At 38.8% G+C, this 18,978-nt stretch carries 12 protein-coding genes; 2 read left to right on the top strand and 10 right to left on the bottom strand.

Annotation, left to right across the window (positions count from 1 at the left end):
- Window positions 1-13 precede the first annotated feature (13 nt).
- Window positions 14-2,242: an NADP-dependent isocitrate dehydrogenase gene (locus PCNPT3_RS03390; protein ID WP_015464468.1), complete on the bottom strand. Its 2,229-nt coding sequence runs from the start codon at window positions 2,240-2,242 to the stop codon at window positions 14-16.
- A gap of 256 nt (window positions 2,243-2,498) precedes the next feature.
- Between PCNPT3_RS03390 and PCNPT3_RS03385 the strand changes: the two genes are divergently transcribed.
- A complete protein-coding gene (locus tag PCNPT3_RS03385; RefSeq protein WP_041771379.1) occupies window positions 2,499-3,110 on the top strand; it encodes a pseudouridine synthase in 612 nt (203 codons plus the stop codon).
- 78 nt (window positions 3,111-3,188) lie between these two features.
- Here PCNPT3_RS03385 and lpdA read toward each other — a convergent pair whose 3' ends face one another.
- From lpdA to PCNPT3_RS03355, 6 genes are all read right to left on the bottom strand, one after another.
- A complete protein-coding gene (gene lpdA, locus PCNPT3_RS03380) occupies window positions 3,189-4,619 on the bottom strand; it encodes a dihydrolipoyl dehydrogenase (RefSeq protein WP_015464466.1) in 1,431 nt (476 codons plus the stop codon).
- A gap of 190 nt (window positions 4,620-4,809) precedes the next feature.
- On the bottom strand, window positions 4,810-6,393 hold the full coding sequence (gene aceF / locus PCNPT3_RS03375) for a dihydrolipoyllysine-residue acetyltransferase (protein ID WP_015464465.1): 1,584 nt from the start codon (window positions 6,391-6,393) through the stop codon (window positions 4,810-4,812).
- Between the two features lie 96 nt (window positions 6,394-6,489).
- The gene (gene aceE / locus PCNPT3_RS03370) at window positions 6,490-9,153 is read right to left on the bottom strand and encodes a pyruvate dehydrogenase (acetyl-transferring), homodimeric type (protein ID WP_015464464.1); all 2,664 of its coding nucleotides are present in this window, start codon (window positions 9,151-9,153) and stop codon (window positions 6,490-6,492) included.
- Between the two features lie 115 nt (window positions 9,154-9,268).
- A complete protein-coding gene (gene pdhR, locus PCNPT3_RS03365; protein WP_015464463.1) occupies window positions 9,269-10,033 on the bottom strand; it encodes a pyruvate dehydrogenase complex transcriptional repressor PdhR in 765 nt (254 codons plus the stop codon).
- 429 nt (window positions 10,034-10,462) lie between these two features.
- On the bottom strand, window positions 10,463-10,882 hold the full coding sequence (arfB, locus tag PCNPT3_RS03360; protein ID WP_015464462.1) for an alternative ribosome rescue aminoacyl-tRNA hydrolase ArfB: 420 nt from the start codon (window positions 10,880-10,882) through the stop codon (window positions 10,463-10,465).
- Window positions 10,873-11,487, bottom strand: coding sequence for a tRNA-uridine aminocarboxypropyltransferase (locus tag PCNPT3_RS03355; protein ID WP_015464461.1), 615 nt, complete (start codon window positions 11,485-11,487; stop codon window positions 10,873-10,875). Before PCNPT3_RS03355 ends, arfB begins: the two co-directional genes overlap by 10 nt.
- Window positions 11,488-11,517: 30 nt before the next feature.
- Here PCNPT3_RS03355 and rrtA point away from each other — a divergent pair, with 30 nt between their 5' ends.
- Window positions 11,518-12,096, top strand: a complete 579-nt coding sequence (rrtA, locus tag PCNPT3_RS03350) for a rhombosortase (protein ID WP_015464460.1) — start codon at window positions 11,518-11,520, stop codon at window positions 12,094-12,096.
- Between the two features lie 354 nt (window positions 12,097-12,450).
- On the opposite strand, the gene PCNPT3_RS03345 is transcribed toward rrtA, so the two are convergent.
- The 3 genes from PCNPT3_RS03345 to flgL form a co-directional block, all read right to left on the bottom strand.
- Window positions 12,451-14,361 (bottom strand): DUF3413 domain-containing protein, encoded by a 1,911-nt coding sequence (locus PCNPT3_RS03345; RefSeq protein ID WP_015464459.1) that lies wholly within the window; start codon window positions 14,359-14,361, stop codon window positions 12,451-12,453.
- A gap of 970 nt (window positions 14,362-15,331) precedes the next feature.
- Window positions 15,332-17,038: a flagellin N-terminal helical domain-containing protein gene (locus PCNPT3_RS14385; protein WP_015464458.1), complete on the bottom strand. Its 1,707-nt coding sequence runs from the start codon at window positions 17,036-17,038 to the stop codon at window positions 15,332-15,334.
- A 264-nt stretch (window positions 17,039-17,302) separates the two neighbouring features.
- Entirely contained in the window at window positions 17,303-18,808 is a 1,506-nt protein-coding gene (gene flgL / locus PCNPT3_RS03335; protein WP_015464457.1) for a flagellar hook-associated protein FlgL, read from the bottom strand.
- Between the last annotated feature and the right edge of the window lie 170 nt (window positions 18,809-18,978).

The raw sequence follows: 18,978 nt of genomic DNA, 5'->3' as shown, positions 1-18,978 counted from the left end.
GAAAGTAAATAACCTAAATTGAAGAAATGGCATCATTAAAAATTTGGCTTGGGCGCATCAACGCACTCACTTTAAGAGGGTCCATATCAAAATACCCACCTAAATCAGCAGCAACACCTTGTACCTCATTAAACGTTTGTATAATCGTTTGCTCGTGCATCGCTAACTTTTCCGCTAAGGGTGCAAATCGCGATTGCAATACACTATCTTGGCTTTGCGCTGCCAATGCCTGCGCCCAATACATCGCAAGATAAAAGTGACTACCACGATTATCAATCTCGCCGACTTTGCGAGAAGGCGATTTATCTTCTTTTAGGAACTGGCTATTGGCAATATGCAAGCAATCTGCTAATACTTTCGCTTGTGCACTTTTGGTTTTTTGAGCGACATCTTCTAAGGAGACGGCTAACGCTAAAAATTCTCCTAACGAGTCCCAACGTAAGTGGTTCTCTTGCACAAATTGTTGTACATGTTTTGGCGCAGAGCCTCCGGCGCCCGTTTCAAACAACCCACCACCGCTAAGTAAAGGCACGATAGAAAGCATTTTTGCACTGGTGCCAAGCTCTAAAATAGGGAAAAGATCGGTTAAATAATCACGCAACACATTACCCGTTACCGAAATGGTATTTTCACCCGCAAGGACACGCGCTAAAGTAAATTTAATCGCGACATTTGGCGCCATAATACGAATATCTAACCCTTGCGTATTATGATCCTTTAAATAAGCCTGCACTTTAACAATCAAGTTTCGATCATGAGCACGCGCTTCATCGAGCCAAAAAACAGTCACTTGCCCGGTTGTTTTAGCACGACTAACCGCGAGACGTACCCAATCACGAATAGGTAAATCTTTTGCCTGACACATACGCCAGATATCACCTTTGTCAACGCTATGCTCCATTAACACCTTACCCGCATTATTCACAACGCGCACTTTACCGGCGCCTTGCATTGCAAAGGTTTTATCATGAGAGCCATACTCTTCGGCCTTTTGCGCCATTAAGCCAACATTAGAGACATTACCCATAGTGCGAGGATCAAAGGCGCCATGTTCACGGCAAAAATCAATACTGGCGGCATAAATACCGGCATAACAACGATCAGGAATAAGTGCTTTGGTATCTTCAAGTTGCCCTTGATCATTCCACATTTTCCCACTACTGCGTAACATAGCCGGCATCGAGGCATCAATGATCACATCACTCGGTGAGTGTAAATTAGTAATACCATTATCCGAGTCTACCATCGCAAGGCTTGGACGCGTTGCATAAACAGCTTTAATATCCGCTTCAATTTGTTCTTTAAGTGCACACTCTAAGGTGGCGATTTTAGCATAAACATCACCTAAACCATTACGTTCGTCAACGCCGATTTCTTTGAACGTTTGTGCATGTTTAGCAAACACATCTTTAAAATAAACAGACACCGCATGACCAAACATAATAGGATCTGATACTTTCATCATGGTCGCTTTAAGGTGCAATGAAAGCATGATGTTATTCTCTTTAGCATCTTGCATTTGCATTTCAAAGAAGCTGCGTAGCGCCGTGACACTCATGACAGAGGCATCGATCAATTCATCTTTTAAAACGGGTGTTGATGCCTTTAATACCGTAATTTCACCCGTATTATTTACAAATTCAATTTTTACATCATCATCTTGGCCTAAAAGGTGGGATTGTTCACTGCCATAAAAATCATCCTGTTGCATATTGGCAACATGTGATTTTGACTCTCTCGACCACGCCCCCATGCGATGTGGATTGTCTTTTGCGTATTGTTTAACCGCATCTGCAACACGTCTATCTGAATTACCTTCACGTAATACAGGATTAACCGCACTGCCGAGCACTTGCGCATAACGCGCAGCAATATCACGCTCTTCATCCGAACTTTGCGTTTCTGGATAATCGGGTAAAGCATAACCATGTGCTTGTAATTCTTTGATGGCAGTTTTTAATTGTGGAATGGAGGCACTGACATTGGGCAGCTTAATAATATTAGCGCTGGCATCTTTAACCAAAACGCCTAATTCGGCTAATGCATCAGGGCGTTGCTGCTTGGTCGATAAATAGTGAGAGAATTGTGACAAAATACGCGTTGCTAATGAAATATCTCGCGTTTCAACGACAATATCTGCCACATTGGTAAAAGCATTAACAATAGGTAAAAGAGAATAGGTCGCTAATGCCGGGGCTTCATCGGTGAGTGTATAAATAATTTTTACTGATTTATCGGTCATATTATATCCTTTAACAAGCGTGATAAGAGGTGTTTTTTGGGGCACCTATAATTGTTGCGATTTTGTTACTTTATAGTCAGTTAGAGCATTATCATAGCGAAAACAACTAAATAGTCCAATAAAGCTGACCAGCAGCGTCTTTTATTGAGATATAAATTTAATTTGTGAGAAGCGTATTACTGATATCCTGTTACACTCTTTTTATTTCTATTAAGGCGCTAACGTGCATCATAAAACCAAGCAACATGCCGATAATATGGCACGAAGATCTTCTTTAAAACGCCCTCAGTATGCCCGTAATGAAAAAAAGACGATAACGAGCGCCACACGTAAAATCATTTTATTTAATAAACCCTTTGATGTTTTGTGCCAGTTCACCGATGACGCAGAGCAAGGCCAACGACGTACTTTAGCCGATTATATCGAGGAAAAAGAAGTCTATGCAGCAGGGCGTCTTGATAGAGACAGTGAAGGACTACTACTGCTAACTAATGATGGAAAATTACAAGCTCAAATAACGCAGCCAAACAAAAAAACAGATAAAACATACTGGGTACAAGTCGAAGGCGCACCAACGGATGCCGATCTTGATAAACTTCGCCAAGGCGTCATTCTTAAAGATGGCTTAACCTTGCCCGCTAAAATTGAATTTTTAAAAGACGCGAAAATTTGGCCCCGTGTGCCCCCTATACGTCAACGTGAAAACATTCCCACCACTTGGCTAAGCATTACCATTTGTGAAGGACGTAATCGCCAAGTAAGACGTATGACCGCTAACATAGGCTTTCCTACGCTACGACTCATTCGTTACTCTATTGGCCAATGGAACATCGAGGGGATTGATAACGGCCATTATAAAAAAGCCTAACATTAACCGCGACACATATAAAAAAGGCCATTTAGTAATACACTAAATGGCCTTTTTTGTTTTTATATATATATCAGCTTATTTCTTACGCTTTACCGCTTTTGCATTTGGTAAATCAGTAATAGAGCCTTCATAAATTTCAGCAGCTAGGCCAACTGATTCATGTAATGTTGGATGCGCATGAATAGTTAATGCGATATCTTCAGCATCACAACCCATTTCGATAGCAAGACCAATTTCACCTAATAACTCCCCAGCATTAGTACCAACAATCGCGCCACCAATAATACGATGCGTATCTTTATTAAAGATAAGTTTAGTCATACCATCAGCGCAATCAGATGCGATAGCGCGACCCGATGCAGCCCAAGGGAACACAGATTTCTCATAGTTGATGCCTTGCTCTTTTGCTTCTCTTTCTGTTAAACCAACCCACGCCATTTCAGGCTCAGTGTAAGCAATAGAAGGAATTGTTTTAGGATCAAAGTAATGTTTTTTACCTGAAATAACTTCAGCTGCAACATGACCTTCATGCACACCTTTATGCGCAAGCATAGGTTGACCCACAACATCGCCAATGGCATGAATATGTGCAACATTAGTCAGCATTTGTTTATCAACTTCAATAAAGCCGCGATCAGTAACCGTGATCCCCGCTTTTTCAGCATCTAACGATAAACCGTTTGGAACGCGGCCAACTGCAACCAATACCGCATCATAAGCTTTTGCTTCAGCAGGTGCATTTTTGCCTTCAAAAGAAACATATAAAGCATCTTCTTTCGCTTCAACAGCCGTTACTTTCGTTTCTAACATAATATTGAATTTATTTTTAACTTTCTTAGTATAAATCTGCACGATATCTTTATCCGCAGCAGGTACTAATTGATCTGCAAACTCAACAACATCAACATCAGATCCTAATGATTTATATACTGTTCCCATTTCAAGGCCGATAATACCGCCACCTAAAACAAGTAAGCGTTTTGGTACACAACGTAGTTCAAGTGCATCTGTTGAGTCCCAAACACGTGAGTCATCATGTGGAATAAAGGGTAATTTAACAGGGCGAGAGCCCGCTGCAATGATTGCATTATCAAAGGTAATAGTCGTTTGACCATCTTCACCCTCGACGACAAGGGTATTCGGACCCGTAAATTTACCAAAACCTGTCACAGTCGTAACTTGACGCATTTTAGCCATGCCTTGTAATCCACCCGTTAACTGGGTAACTACTTTATCTTTCCAAATACGAATTTTATCAATATCTGTCGTTGGTTCACCAAATAAAACGCCATGCGCAGCCAATGCTTTTGATTCTTCAATTACTTTAGACACGTGCAATAAAGCTTTTGATGGGATACAACCCACGTTTAAACAAACACCACCTAAGGTGCTAAATTTTTCAACTAAAACGGTTTCTAAGCCTAAATCTGCAGCACGAAAAGCAGCAGAATAACCCGCAGGGCCCGATCCTAATACAACAACTTGTGCTTTAATTTCTTTACTCATCTTGACCTCTATTTTGGATATCAATAATGCCAACACTTAAATACCTGTTAATTGTATTTAAGTGTTAAATAAATGCAAAATATATGCTCGACAAATGCCGACCAGATAACATTATTTAGAAAATATAAATATAATTAGTGTGCGATATGCCTTGATGAAAGACATCTAACATATCGCCACTGAGCTTAAATTATAAAATTAATGTACGTAGATCTGCTAGATAGTTATTAATAGCCGTAATGAAACGCGCGCCATCAGCACCGTCAATAACACGATGATCGTAAGATAATGCAAGTGGCACCATCAAACGAGGTTTAAACTCAGTACCATTCCAAACCGGTTTCATTGCTGATTTAGAAACACCTAAAATAGCAACTTCAGGTGCATTTACGATAGGTGTAAATTGTGTACCACCAATACCGCCAAGGCTTGATATAGTCATACTACCACCTTGCATATCTTTAGCGGTTAATTTACCTGCACGTGCTTTTTTAGATATTTCGCCTAATTCACGAGAAATATCATAGATGCCTTTATTAAGTACATCTTTTACAACAGGAACAACTAAACCATTTGGCGTATCAACCGCAATACCGATATTGAAGTATTTTTTCAACACAATACTTTCACCATCACTTGATAATGCAGAGTTAAAGTTAGGGTATTGTTGTAATGCTTTAGCTACCGCTTTCATCATAAATACAAGCGGGCTAATTTTAAGACCAAGATCTTTTTTAGCGGCGATTGCATTTTGCTCTTTACGGAACGCTTCAAGCTCTGTGATATCGGCTTCATCAAACTGCGTTACATGTGGAATAGTTACCCAGTTACGATGTAATGTTGGGCCAGATATTTTTTGTATACGCGATAACGGCTTAATTTCTACATCACCAAACTTAGAATAATCAATATTGGCATAAGCTAATACTTGTAGACCATTACCCGTGCCACCGCCACTTTTAGCGATTTGTAGCTGACGTTTAACATATTTTTGAACGTCTTCTTTACTGATACGTCCTTTACGGCCAGTCGCGGTGATTGCGCCCAGCTCAATATCGAACTCACGTGCGATACGGCGTACTGATGGAGACGCTTTGATATCTGCTGGTGCTAGTGCAGGCGTTGGTGCAACAACCGGCGCTGGCGCTGCTTTAGGCGCTGCAACTTCGGCTACAACCGGAGCAGATGCAACAGTTGCAACAGGTGCAACAGGTGCGCCACTTGCTTGTACTTCCAACATTAATAATAAAGTGCCTTCAGATACTTTATCGCCCGCTGAAATTTTAATTTCTTTTACAACACCCGCAAAAGGCGCGGGTACATCCATTGACGCTTTATCGCCTTCAACAGATAAAATATCTTGATCAGCTTCAATGATATCGCCTACTGCAACTAATACTTCAGTCACTTCAACTTCATCACCACCAATATCAGGTAAACAAACTTCAACGACTTCAACGCTTGCAGAAGCACTTAGCGCTTCAACAGGGGCTACAACTCTTGGAGCGACGACAGGTGCATCCGTTGATGCGCTACCTGCAACATCAACGATGATAACAACTTGGCCTTCAGAAACACTGTCACCCACGTTCATTTTAATTTCAACGACTTTACCTGCAAATGCTGCTGGCACATCCATTGACGCTTTATCACCTTCAAGTGAGATAATATCTTGATCTTCTTTGATCATGTCTCCCACAGAAACTAAAATTTCAGTTACATCAGCTGCATCAGAGCCAATATCAGGGAGTAAAAATTCTTTTAATTCAGACATAATATTTTTCCTAAAAATACGCTAAATACTCAAGCTAAAGCGAGTCTTATTTTATGACGACAGACTCGCACTTAACATTAAGTTTTTGCAAAATGGTTATGCAAACAATGGATTAATTTTGTTTGTGTCAATGTTAAACTTAGCGATAGCGCCTGTTACCACAGACGTTTTGATCTCACCACGTTTAGCAAGTTCAGAAAGGGCAGCAATCACGACATAACTTGCATTAACTTCAAAATGCAGACGTAAATTAGCACGACTATCTGAACGACCAAATCCATCCGTACCCAACACTTTATAAGTGCTTGATGGGATGAATGCACGTACTTGCTCTGCATAGTTTTTCATATAATCCGTCGCAGCAATCGTTGCGGCATCACCTAATACTTGCGTAATGTACGGAACCTGCGCTTTATCTTCAGGATGCAACATATTCTTACGTTCAATATCTTGACCATCACGGGTTAATTCATTAAATGAGGTTACCGAGAATATATCTGAAGCGACATCATATTCTTCACTTAGTATTTGAGCTGCTTTACGAACTTCATTCATAATAGAGCCAGAGCTTAATAACTGTACTTTAGTAGTACCCGTATGAGACTCTAATTTATAAATACCTTTACGAATACCTTCTTCAACGCCTTCAGGCATTGCAGGCATTGCATAATTTTCGTTCATAACAGTGATGTAATAGAAAACATTTTCCTGTGTTTCACCATACATGCGCGCAATACCGTCTTGTACAATAACGGCGAGCTCATAAGCAAACGTTGGATCATAACTAATACAATTTGGGATCGTATTTGCTTGAATGTGACTGTGCCCATCTTCATGCTGTAAGCCTTCACCATTTAGTGTAGTACGACCCGCTGTAGCACCTAATAAGAAACCACGTGCTTGTTGATCGCCAGCAAGCCAAGCCATATCACCAATGCGTTGAAAACCAAACATTGAGTAATAGATGTAAAATGGGATCATTGGTAAATCATTAGTACTGTATGACGTGGCAGCCGCTACCCAAGAAGACATTGAGCCAAGCTCATTGATCCCTTCTTGTAACACTTGTCCTGATGTAGCTTCTTTGTAGTAAGAAACAACGCCACGATCTTCTGGCGTATATTCTTGGCCATTCGGGTTATAAATACCAACTTGACGGAATAAACCTTCCATACCAAAAGTACGTGCTTCATCAGCAATGATTGGCACAATGTTTTTACCAATGTTTTTATCTTTAAGTAATGTATTTAAGATCCGAACATAAGCCATTGTGGTTGAAATTTCACGTTTTTGCTCTTTTAGTAAAGGCGCAAATTTCTCAAGTGTTGGCACTTCGAGTTTTTCAGTGAATTTCTTCAGGCGCTTTGGCGTATAACCTTTTAATGCCTCACGACGAGCATGTAAATAGGTATGCTCGACGCTGCCTTCTTCTAATGTTAAGTAAGGAAGTGTTTCAACTTTTTCATCACTCAGAATATCTTGTAAACCTAAACGATCACGCAAGCTAAGTAGCGTTGCATGTTTCATCTTTTTCACGCCATGGGCAATATTTTTACCCTCAGCAGCTTCACCCATACCGTAACCTTTAACTGTTTTAGCTAAGATAACCGTTGGTTTGCCTGCTGTATCTTCTGCATTTTTAAACGCAGCATAGAGTTTTGATACATCATGTCCGCCACGTTTAAGTGCGAATATTTCAGTATCACTCATATCGGCAACAAGGGCTGCCGTTTCTGGGTATTTTCCAAAGAAATGTTCACGTACATACGCGCCATCTTTTGATTTAAAGGTCTGGTAATCACCATCAACAGTTTCGTTCATTAATTGTAATAATTTACCCGTGCTATCTTTTGCAATTAAAGCATCCCAATTACTACCCCAGATAACTTTAATAACGTTCCAGCCTGCGCCAGTAAATAAGCCTTCTAACTCTTGGATAATACTACCGTTACCGATAACAGGGCCATCTAAACGCTGTAAGTTACAGTTGATAAGGAAACATAAGTTATCAAGCTTCTCACGTGATGCAAAAGATAACGAACCGCGTGATTCAGGCTCATCCATTTCGCCATCACCCAAGAATGCATAAACACGCTGAGCAGTGGTATTTTTAAGTCCACGTCCGTCTAAATATTTTAAGAATCGCGCTTGATAAATAGCCGAGATAGGACCAAGTCCCATTGATACGGTTGGGAACTGCCAAAACTCAGGTAACAATTTAGGATGCGGGTAAGAAGGAAGACCTTCACCGCCTACTTCTTGGCGGAAATTATCTAACTGGGCAGCACTTAAACGCCCTTCAACAAATGCGCGCGCGTAAATACCAGGAGAAATATGCCCTTGGTAATAAACGAGATCGCCACCATCAGTCGCATTGGCAGCTCTGAAAAAGTGGTTAAAACATACTTCATAAAAAGCAGCTGCTGATTGGTAAGAGGCCATATGCCCCCCTAAATCAAGCTCTTTTTTTGAAGCGCGCATAACAATCATTATCGCATTCCAACGAATGATTGAACGAATACGTTGCTCAAGTTTCATATCACCCGGATATGCAGGCTCTTGGCTAAGAGCAATGGTATTTACATAATTAGTATTAATACCATGTGCTAAATTAACGCCTTCTGAACGCGCTTTCTCAATTACTTTTTCAAGTATAAATTGTGCACGCTCAGAGCCTTCATCTTCAAGGATGGTCGCTAGTGCGTCAAGCCATTCTGAAGTTTCTTGAGCATCAATATCACTGTTTAAAATGTCAATCATGACACATTCCTTCTCTATTACTGAAAATCTTGATCTAAAGATCAAGTGGTTGGTTTAGTAATTATTTCGATTACTTACTGTATTAAAATTTACCTTTAATAAGCAGTCGAAATGATTACTTTTTATCTAAATGCAATGATCCTAATTCACATTTAAAAATACTTTTTTCATCGAGCATTAACGAACGCGTTTCTTCTATATAAATTAAGTGTTGCGCTGATGCGTTTTGTGCAACTAAGGGTAACTTCGACAATATTGCCTCTAATAACTGTACTCTATGTTGATGTATCTTGTTCGCAACCTCAGGAACCCGATATAACTGCTTAATATTATCGGCAATATTTTTTTCTAATAATGGTTTTATGCTTCTGGCCAAATGTAAAAAGACAACATTGTGCGATGCTTCTATGACAGCCATATGAAAAAGCGTGATCTGCTGGATCTCTAACTCTAAATCATTATTTTTTTGAGCACTCTCAATCGCATCAAAACACGTTTTTATTTTACTTAAATCGTCAACATTACCACGCAACGCTGAAAAATAAGCAGATACGCCTTCTATAGCATAGCGAAATTCAAGAAGATCATATTGCGACCTAGGATTTGAATTTAATAATTCAAAAAGTGGGTCTGCTAATTTCTTATGCAAATGCGCTTGAACATAAGTGCCTCCACCTTGGCGGCGCATTAAAAGACCTTTGCTCTCTAAACGTTGGATAGCTTCACGTAAAGAAGGACGAGATACATCAAACTGCTCAGCAAGAGAACGCTCAGGAGGTAACTTTTCTCCTACAGCGAGAGTCCCTTCTAAGATCATCGCTTCGATGCGATCTTCTATGACATCTGCCAATTTAGGTTTCTTAATTTTTGCGTAAGCCATGCGACCCTTATTGCTCTATTGTAAAATGGTATGACCAATTCACTTATGACGAACAAATTAACAATTTTTTAAACAATTGTCTAGTTTAAGTTGATCTGTGTCAAAGAATTGAGTCGACAATAAAGAGCCCGATTAATAATTAGGCGCAAACTGTTCAAAGGCTAGCAAACCCGAGCGATCTTTGTTAATGAGTTGTTACGCGTTTTACGCTGAAATACACAAAGTGTCAAAAAATATATTGTCATATAACCATCAAAAAAATAACCGCACTTAAATTTAGATCCTATTGATTCGTGCCATAACAACACTAACATCAAGTTTTTGTGAGGATCTCCCTTGCTTTTAATAACAAAATTATGCGTATTTCTATTGAATTTAAACCGTAAGATAAAAAGAAAAGGTGAAGATATATATAAACAAATAAATAAACTAATAATCGATGTGTTTATTACGTAAGTTTTTTGTTTTACCGCGCAATGTTTTCTTATCCATACGTCGGCGTTGTGAGGATTTAGTGGCTTTTGTTGCTCTGCGCTTTTTTTGGATAACCGTCGCCTCTAAAATTAAGGCTTTTAAACGCAATAAAACATCTTGCCTATTTTTTTCTTGAGTGCGATGTTGTTGCGCTTTAATAATGATCACACCATCAGCCGTGATACGATGATCCGATAACGCTAATAAACGTTGCTTATAAAAAGCGGGTAACGTCGAGCTTTTTATATCAAAACGCAAATGGATAGCACTCGAGACTTTATTGACATTTTGCCCTCCCGCGCCTTGTGCACGGATAGCAGTAAGCACATACTGCCAATCAGCAATTTCTACTCCATTAGAAATTTTTATCGACATTCAGACTCTCCTTGCAAATAATTTTTTTCGTAAAGGCCACTGGGCATTCTCTGTATTTGGTAATCTATCATGGCATTAAAACTCTCTAATAACGGTTGATATTTAGTCTCTGAATTTTCTAATTGTGATAATAAATAATAACCCGCTTCAACCGTTGATAAACCATCTTCTCGTGGCGATTTACGAATACGATAGGCACTTTTTTGGTAGATCGAAAATGAAACTTTTGGCAATTTTAGTAAAAAAGGATTATTCATTAACAATTTATGGGCTTTTTTCCAACTGCCATCGAGCAAAATAAATTGACTATATTGATCAACCTTATACTGTGGGCTAAGTTTCTCTGCGAGGATAGCATCTTCCCCAGGGAAAACTAAAAAACAATTATTAAGGTCAAAATCTTGCTCATTAAAATGTGTTGCTGTACTTATTTTAACGCGCAGTAATGATAGTGATAAGATTTTAGCCGTTCCTATCGCTTTTTTATGTTCACTAGGATCTTGTAATATATGTAAAAAATATTGATTATCTAGTTGTTTGATGGTGTTACAGATACATGCTGATAGTGCTTTTAAACACGTTACACAACGCAATCTTTTGCTCATACTAAAAAATCTCTTTAGAAAAGGATATTAATGCGCTCTTTACTTATTGAACTCACTCTACTTATCAGTCTCACTTTGATTGTTTATTTTTTACAACCCAGTGCGATGCAATACTTAGCATTCTACCATACTGGCTTACAAGAGTTAGAATTTTGGCGCTTAATAACGGCAACTTTTTGCCATACTAATTTTAACCACCTGTTAATGAATATCAGTGGATTATTGGTTTGCGTATTTTTATTTATCGATACGTTCAAAAAAGTACGATTGATACCCATGATTATTTTTAATAGTGCTTTTATTAGTGTTATGATTTTTTACTTCGATCCAAATACCCTCTGGTATGTTGGCTTTTCTGGTGTGCTACATGGATTATTTAGTTTTGGCGTCTGCTCAGACATCACTAAAAAAGATCGGTGGGGCTATCTTTTAGGTCTCTGTATATTTGCGAAGATAAGTTACGAGCAAGTCTACGGTGCAAACGCCATGACGATAGAGCTCATTAACGCGCCTGTTTTAACGAATGCGCATTTATATGGCGCGCTTGCTGGCATTGCTTTTTTTATACTACAAAATATAAGCGTTCTCAAAGCATTATCCACGCGATAACAACACAGTTAGAAGCCTATGCAGGTAACTAAATACAGAGGTGCAGATAGAGGTTTATATTCCTCCGCTCGAAAAGTGTTTTCTTTCTCAAATTACAACAGAGAAAAAGGCAGATATGGAGCCTCTGTTACGAATTTAAAATCAGTTAAATAATGCAGTCGGCCTTTGTTATCCTGCGCAATCTCCCTTAACAATAAAAATGCGAGATTGGTTAAATATTCGCCCTAACGTTAACCTTTATTAACGCGTCTATGAACGAGAATAGTGAGAAAATCATGTATTGAAAAACACGTTGTTTATGGTAAACGATCACCATAAACCACGTAATTTAAAATCAATAGTGCATATGCCTGTTCACTTATTAAAACGGCTTATCTCTAGCAACGCTTGTTGTAAGTGTTTAAAGTTTATCTCTTGATCTTTTATTGGTCGGTTGGTTTTATCAAGCAACTGATACTGCCCGGTTGCGCCCACCTCCAAAATTGATCCCTTCTCTAAAATAGCGTAACCACTATAATTAGAAGATAATATCCACTGTCGCTCAACTCGCTTACCAAGAAGATCTAAACCGACCGAATAATCTCCCGGTGAGTTTCCCACCCCTAAGTAATTTTTCATTAATGTCGGCACCACATCTTGGTGACTCGTTAAATCATCAGCTTGCCATTGCATCGTTTCACTTTTTATTTTTGCACCAATGATGGCAAAAGGGACATGCACCTGAGCATCGGTAAAGTTACTATTATGCCCCCAGAAGTTGAGTTTATTATCATTTAATTCTTGGGCGTGATCGCCAGTAATGATGACGATGGTATTATCCAAATCACCGCTATCTTTAAGCTTATCTAACACTTTTTTTACCAGACTATCCACAAAATGGACGCTGGTTTTATAACGATTTAAAAATTGCGTGGTGTCAGTGTCATTATTGAGTTGTAAGTAATCAACCTCACTCAGCATAGGCTCAAAACGATGAGGGTAGTCATCTGGAAAATCATAACCATGAGGCGCATCATAAAATAGAAATGAAAATGCGGGTTTACTTTTATCCCGGTTGCTATACCACTGCAACCAATCTTTAGTCAGGTCTTTATCTAAATCGGATGGTCTTTTCCCTTTTGAACCCATTCTCAAATTAGCAACGTTACGAAATACGGTTTGATCAAACTCCGGTTTTCTTAACTGAGCAGCAGCAAAAATACCTAAATCATAATTTAATGCTTGCAATCGATCTAATAACACAGGCGCTTGTTGATTCGCTAAAAACCCATGCCAATACGTACCGGGAATGCCGTAGAAAAGGCCAAAAATTCCGGTGCGTGTCGCATTACCCGTTGAAAGGTGATGCTTAAAAATCATGCCAGATTGTGCATATTTCCACATATTAGGGGTATTTTCAGCATTAAACGTATCCGCACGCCATGAATCCACCACTAAAAACATAATATTAACCGGCTTATCAACTGGCACAGTCTGTAATGGCTTTAATGGATAATTAAGATCACTTTTAACGCTTATTTTCATCGCATTTTGACGAGATAGTGCCTCTTCATTTAACAATCCATACTTTCTCATCAGAGAGTTTGATGTCGCGGGATAAAAGAGAGGAAGATATCGTTTAACCATAGTCACAGGCTGATATGCATTGGCAGCAGCCCAAATATGGATTCCATGTGTCGCTAATAATGCAAAAAATATGATCATGGCAAATTTTCGCCCTAATCTATGCTGAGTGATGCCAGCCGGTTTTTCAAGCCAATTGATCAAAGAAAACTGTGCAAGTAAAAGCAGGAATATACCGCCAATCACAGTCAACCAGGTGACTAATGGAAAACTAACCACTTGACCAGAAAGCACTAACTCAAGCACGACCGCATTAATATGAAAGCGATACTGCGCAAACACTAATGTATCGATAATTAAAAACGCAATGCCAATCGATGCAATGAAAGCCTGTAATAAATTCCTTGGCATTTTCCCCAATAAAAGTACCGGCAGTGAAATAAGCCCCATCACTAACGCTAACAGCGCCATTTGGCTAAAGGTTGCGACAACAATAAATGTCACCCCCATTATATCTGACGGAAATTCAGGTAGAAAAGTAAAATACCTTGTCGCTACCATTAATGCTATCAATGCATTAAACAGGATAAACCAAGCGTGGGCATGAATACGTTGTTTTATAGACACTCTAAAATCACTCCAAAATTTATTATAAATTTTACAAATAACAGTGCGATATTGTAGCACTCTATAATGTTTCATTAGATTTTCTTTTTTATATGTAAAAACATAACGTTAGACATTTTATTATACATATAGTCTTTTTCCTTTAATGTGAAAATTCATCTACATTCTAAAAACATCTACTATTTTGACACTTTCCAATGCCTTAGCATGTTGGGATCCGTTCCAAAATTGCAGACTAAAAGCACCGGGTTTTTTAATAAAATAAAAGTTTAAGATCGATACGGTTTACAACATATCGAGGTATTCATTATTGAAAAATAATACGTGTTTTAAAAACTAAGCACTTAGGCGCACATTGATAGGTAAGAAGCCAAATAATCTTGTGGCGCTTATTATACCAAAGGAACTAAAAAGGTTACCCGTCTGCTTGTTGAAATTATCCCTACCACCGTTGTGAGTTTTGAAGTGAGAACAACTATCTCCTACAACTCACGCCTTGCGAGTGTTAATTTTTCCTGCGCAACACATGAAAACTTAATTAATTCCTTTGCTATTACTCTCATCTATAACCCTGCCTTATTCACCTTTTTTGACTCTAAAAACACAACTTCATCTTGAGTGGCAATTTTTTGTCACTTGCCCTTATTTCTATCCATGTGACATGTATTTGAAGTGATCATCAGAGGGCTTAGTTATATTCCCAATTAGCAATCATGGGCAGTGATTCAGCGTAAGCTTGAACATGAAGGCAAGCATTGAAGGTTGTAACGATTAATTATTTTTAACGCTAACGACTCGCAGGCGTAATTATTTATTGCATTGGAGTGTGACAGGTATGGCTAAACACGGATGACGTGGCCCGTTTTACTCACCTAATTAAAAAGGGATGGCCTGAAATGTTAAATAATTAAAACAGAAAAAGGCAGCTAAGCTGCCTTTAAATGGGTGGATCATCGGAGAAAATGAGAGTAAAAACCAAAGAAATTTTCACCCATTTTACCTGTGTAAATTAGTTATTAATAACTAATTTGCATACTTGAAGGTATTAACCTTGTAATAGCTTTAATACACTTTGTGTGCTGGCATTTGCTTGCGCAAGCATAGATGTACCCGCTTGTTGCAAGATTTGCGCTTTACTCATTTTCGCTGTTTCTGCCGCAAAATCAGCATCTTGAATACGTGAATTTGATGCTGATAAATTTTGTGACACATTTTCTAAGTTGGAAATAGTTGAGCCCAAACGGTTTTGAATTGCGCCCAATCCGGCTCTAGATTCCGATATTTTAGATAATGCAATATCAATACGCCCGAGACTTTCAGACGCTTTTTTCGATGTTCTCACGCTTAAACCTAACTCAGTCACAGCAGAGCCACCCACATCATTGATGCCCAATTTAGCAAGCGCAGCAATTTTATCCGCTTCCGTCGCAGCACCACTCGCAATAACGATATCACTGCCATCTTTAGCCGTTAATATCATGGATCCCGCGGGAATACTCGCCGTCGCAGTCACCCCAGTTGCATCTGTTAATTTATTAATCGCCACCATTTTATCATCTATGGTAGTGGCACTTGTATCAATTAATTCAACGCCATTAATGGTTATTTTATCCGCATCTAAAAGTTCACCTGCACCCGGTGCATCTGTTAATACAGAACTACCATTGGTGATCATAAAACCAAACTTTTTAGTGTCTGTATTATCCCCAATCGTACCGGTCGTACCAACACCGACTTCTATTGGACCACCATCTTGACTGGTTAATCCCATGTAACCTTCAAATGTTGCAGCTTCAAGACCAGAATTTGTCACATTACCACCGACAGTGATTGCAAAGCCTGTATCATTATTTAAAATTAAGCGACCATCTTTGCCGACATTTGCAGTCACACCTTTAACATCACGGTTAATTGTTTCCGCTAAATTTTCCATTGAAGAGGTTGCGCCCAATGTAATATTGGCACCGTCACCGACTTGTATGGTTAAACCATTGGTAATACCCGTTACATTGATGCCATCAAAAGATTGGCCTTCAACCACGTTATAACCTTTTGCCGTTACACCCGTTAAAGCGGTTTGAATATTAACAGCTTTAACCATCGCAACCGCTTGACCACCATCGGTATCTCCAATTTCAGGTAGATCAATACCATTAATAGATACTTTACCAGCAGGTATTGCAGCGTTACCATCAATGACGCGGCCACTGTTTAAATCGCCTTTATTAACACCACCATTTAAGCCTAAATCAGCAGTTGTCACCGCATCAATACCAAATGTTAAGTTTTCACCTGCATTCGCCCCGATTTGTAGGGTCGTTGACTTATTTGAGCCGTCGAGTAAGTTAGTACCATTAAATTGTGTGGTATTGGCGATACGATCTAACTCTTCATAGAGTTGATCAATTTCTTTTTGGATGGACTCTTTATTTGATGCTGAGTTAGTATCATTGGCAGCTTGCACTGACAGCTCACGCATACGTTGTAGTATATTGGTCATTTCATCCATCGATCCCTCTGCCGTTTGCGACATTGAGATACCATCATTAGCATTACGTACTGCTTGGTTTATTCCTCGGATCTGCGATTGCATTCCCGTTGAAATAGCCAGACCAGCAGCATCATCTTTCGCACTATTAATACGTAAACCTGATGATAGTCGTTCCATTGCTTCATTACTTAGCAATTGACTTTTATTTAATTGGCGCTGCGCATTGAGCGACATGATATTAGTATTTATCACTTGTGGCATAATTTACTCCATTATTCCTTGGTCATTCCTTACTCAGAAAAATCGGTAATTTTTATATTAATTACCGTCAATTTTTACTCTCAAGGAATTTAATGCGATTTACATGCCAACTTTTACAAAAACGCCTAAAAAAGTAACCATTAGGCTTTAGATTCAAGTGCTTAGTGGGTGTTAAGTAAATTAAATTAATTATTTTAAAAGGATTTTTTTTAAACAAAAAAAAAGAGGCAATGATTGCCTCTTTTTTTCGGTTAAATACAATGCCTATAACAACTTAAATAAACTCAATGATTGCATTTGCATAAAGGTTTGCTGTGTTATCTCAAGTAAGCTCATCTGCATTTTAAATTCACTAATAGCAGAGGCCATATCTAAATCTTCTAAATTGGATAACGTTTTTTGATTGGTTAGTTTAAAATCTAATGTCGATTCATGCTGATTAATAATCGTTCTGCGCCGAGCACCTACAGATGTCACTACGGTAGATACATTTTGCATTGTATTGTCAATTTGATGACGCACTGTATCTAAACGCATTTCACGTTGCGCCGTTGGACCATTATCATCACCCGGCATCATTAAGGCATCAATGGCATCTTGGATCGTAGAAAAAATATCTTTGGTACCACTTTGTCTTAATGAAAAGCTATCAAACTCATTAACTTGCCCTTTTAACTTGGTTTTTATACCATTAAATTCAATAGATTGACCTTCTTCATACGTCGTCGGCTCAATGTATTTGGTCATTTTGTATTGATCGCCATTGCTTGGCATACCTGAGACTTCAATGGAAATACCATTTACCGTAATTTCTTGCTGCGGATTATTCGCATTATAAATACTGGGTAAAGAGGATTGATTGTTGATACGAACTTCAAATTCACCCGGCACTAATGTCGCGACAAAATCGATACTAACGTCACTGCCTGCAGCTGGATATACGCTATTAGGGTTAACACTGCCAATATTGGCATCCGTAAGATCAACTTTCGAGATTTTAATCGAAGCACTGCCCGTTACACTTTGCTCCGCAGTGCTATAAACAGAATATTTTTTTGTGCCAACAGGAAGCGTTTCACTGATTGAAATATTATAATCTTGATCTGGAAACTGGCTTGCTACTTTACTATCAATGATAGATGCAACATCTAAGACGCCTGAGCCAGAGTTATTAGGATTGGCTTCTGCGACAAAACTGCCATTACCTTCAGGTACTTGCATAAAAATTGCAGAGCCAGGATCATTACCTTGAATAGTAACACCCGGACCAATTTGATAAGACGTATCTCCCTCATCACCATGGTACTCAATCGTACCAAATTCATTTTTTTGAAAGGGCAGAGTATCCACTTCAAAACCGGAAAAAATATACTGGCTATTGCCATCTTTTGTATTGGCAACACCAATTAATTCTTCACGAAGATGCTTAAGCTCCGTCGCTATCGCTTCACGCCCATCGGCACTGTATGTCGCATTACCCGAGCTCACCATTAATTCACGCATACGTTGCAAAATATTAGTACTTTGCGCTAATGAGATAGATTCTAATGCATTGGCAGTTTCTGCCATTTCACCATTTTGGACATGTTGATCTGCCATTGAAAGGTCTTGCTTTAAGCGTTGAATAGTCGCAATTGCAACGGCATCATCGGAGCCATTGATCACTCTTTTTTGTGTGGATAGGTGAATATTTTTTTCACTCAATTCGCTTTGATTATTAAACACACTTTGTGTATTACGCTGAAAAAAAACTTGGCTAGAAATACGCATACTGACCTCTTTTGAAAATGAGCCTATCACTCACGTTTAAACTTGCAAGATACGTACCAATTTTAATTTAAATGTTTATTTATACCAAAGGAATTAATTTAATTTTCATGTATTGCGCCGGAAAAATTAATACTAGCAAGGCGTGAGTTGCAGGAGAGTGTTGTTCTCAC

Source organism: Psychromonas sp. CNPT3, assembly GCF_000153405.2.
GTDB lineage: Bacteria > Pseudomonadota > Gammaproteobacteria > Enterobacterales > Psychromonadaceae > Psychromonas.
Note: the sequence above shows the minus strand (reverse complement) of the source record. Positions and strands in the feature narration are given on the sequence as shown.

Excerpts from the sequence above, each read along its gene's own strand:
- PCNPT3_RS03390 (WP_015464468.1), bottom strand. The coding sequence starts at position 2,242 with ATGACCGATAAATCAGTAAAAATTATTTATACACTCACCGATGAAGCC.
- PCNPT3_RS03385 (WP_041771379.1), top strand. The coding sequence starts at position 2,499 with ATGGCACGAAGATCTTCTTTAAAACGCCCTCAGTATGCCCGTAATGAA.
- lpdA (WP_015464466.1), bottom strand. The coding sequence starts at position 4,619 with ATGAGTAAAGAAATTAAAGCACAAGTTGTTGTATTAGGATCGGGCCCT.
- aceF (WP_015464465.1), bottom strand. The coding sequence starts at position 6,393 with ATGTCTGAATTAAAAGAATTTTTACTCCCTGATATTGGCTCTGATGCA.
- aceE (WP_015464464.1), bottom strand. The coding sequence starts at position 9,153 with ATGATTGACATTTTAAACAGTGATATTGATGCTCAAGAAACTTCAGAA.
- pdhR (WP_015464463.1), bottom strand. The coding sequence starts at position 10,033 with ATGGCTTACGCAAAAATTAAGAAACCTAAATTGGCAGATGTCATAGAA.
- arfB (WP_015464462.1), bottom strand. The coding sequence starts at position 10,882 with ATGTCGATAAAAATTTCTAATGGAGTAGAAATTGCTGATTGGCAGTAT.
- PCNPT3_RS03355 (WP_015464461.1), bottom strand. The coding sequence starts at position 11,487 with ATGAGCAAAAGATTGCGTTGTGTAACGTGTTTAAAAGCACTATCAGCA.
- rrtA (WP_015464460.1), top strand. The coding sequence starts at position 11,518 with ATGCGCTCTTTACTTATTGAACTCACTCTACTTATCAGTCTCACTTTG.
- PCNPT3_RS03345 (WP_015464459.1), bottom strand. The coding sequence starts at position 14,361 with ATGAAACATTATAGAGTGCTACAATATCGCACTGTTATTTGTAAAATT.
- PCNPT3_RS14385 (WP_015464458.1), bottom strand. The coding sequence starts at position 17,038 with ATGCCACAAGTGATAAATACTAATATCATGTCGCTCAATGCGCAGCGC.
- flgL (WP_015464457.1), bottom strand. The coding sequence starts at position 18,808 with ATGCGTATTTCTAGCCAAGTTTTTTTTCAGCGTAATACACAAAGTGTG.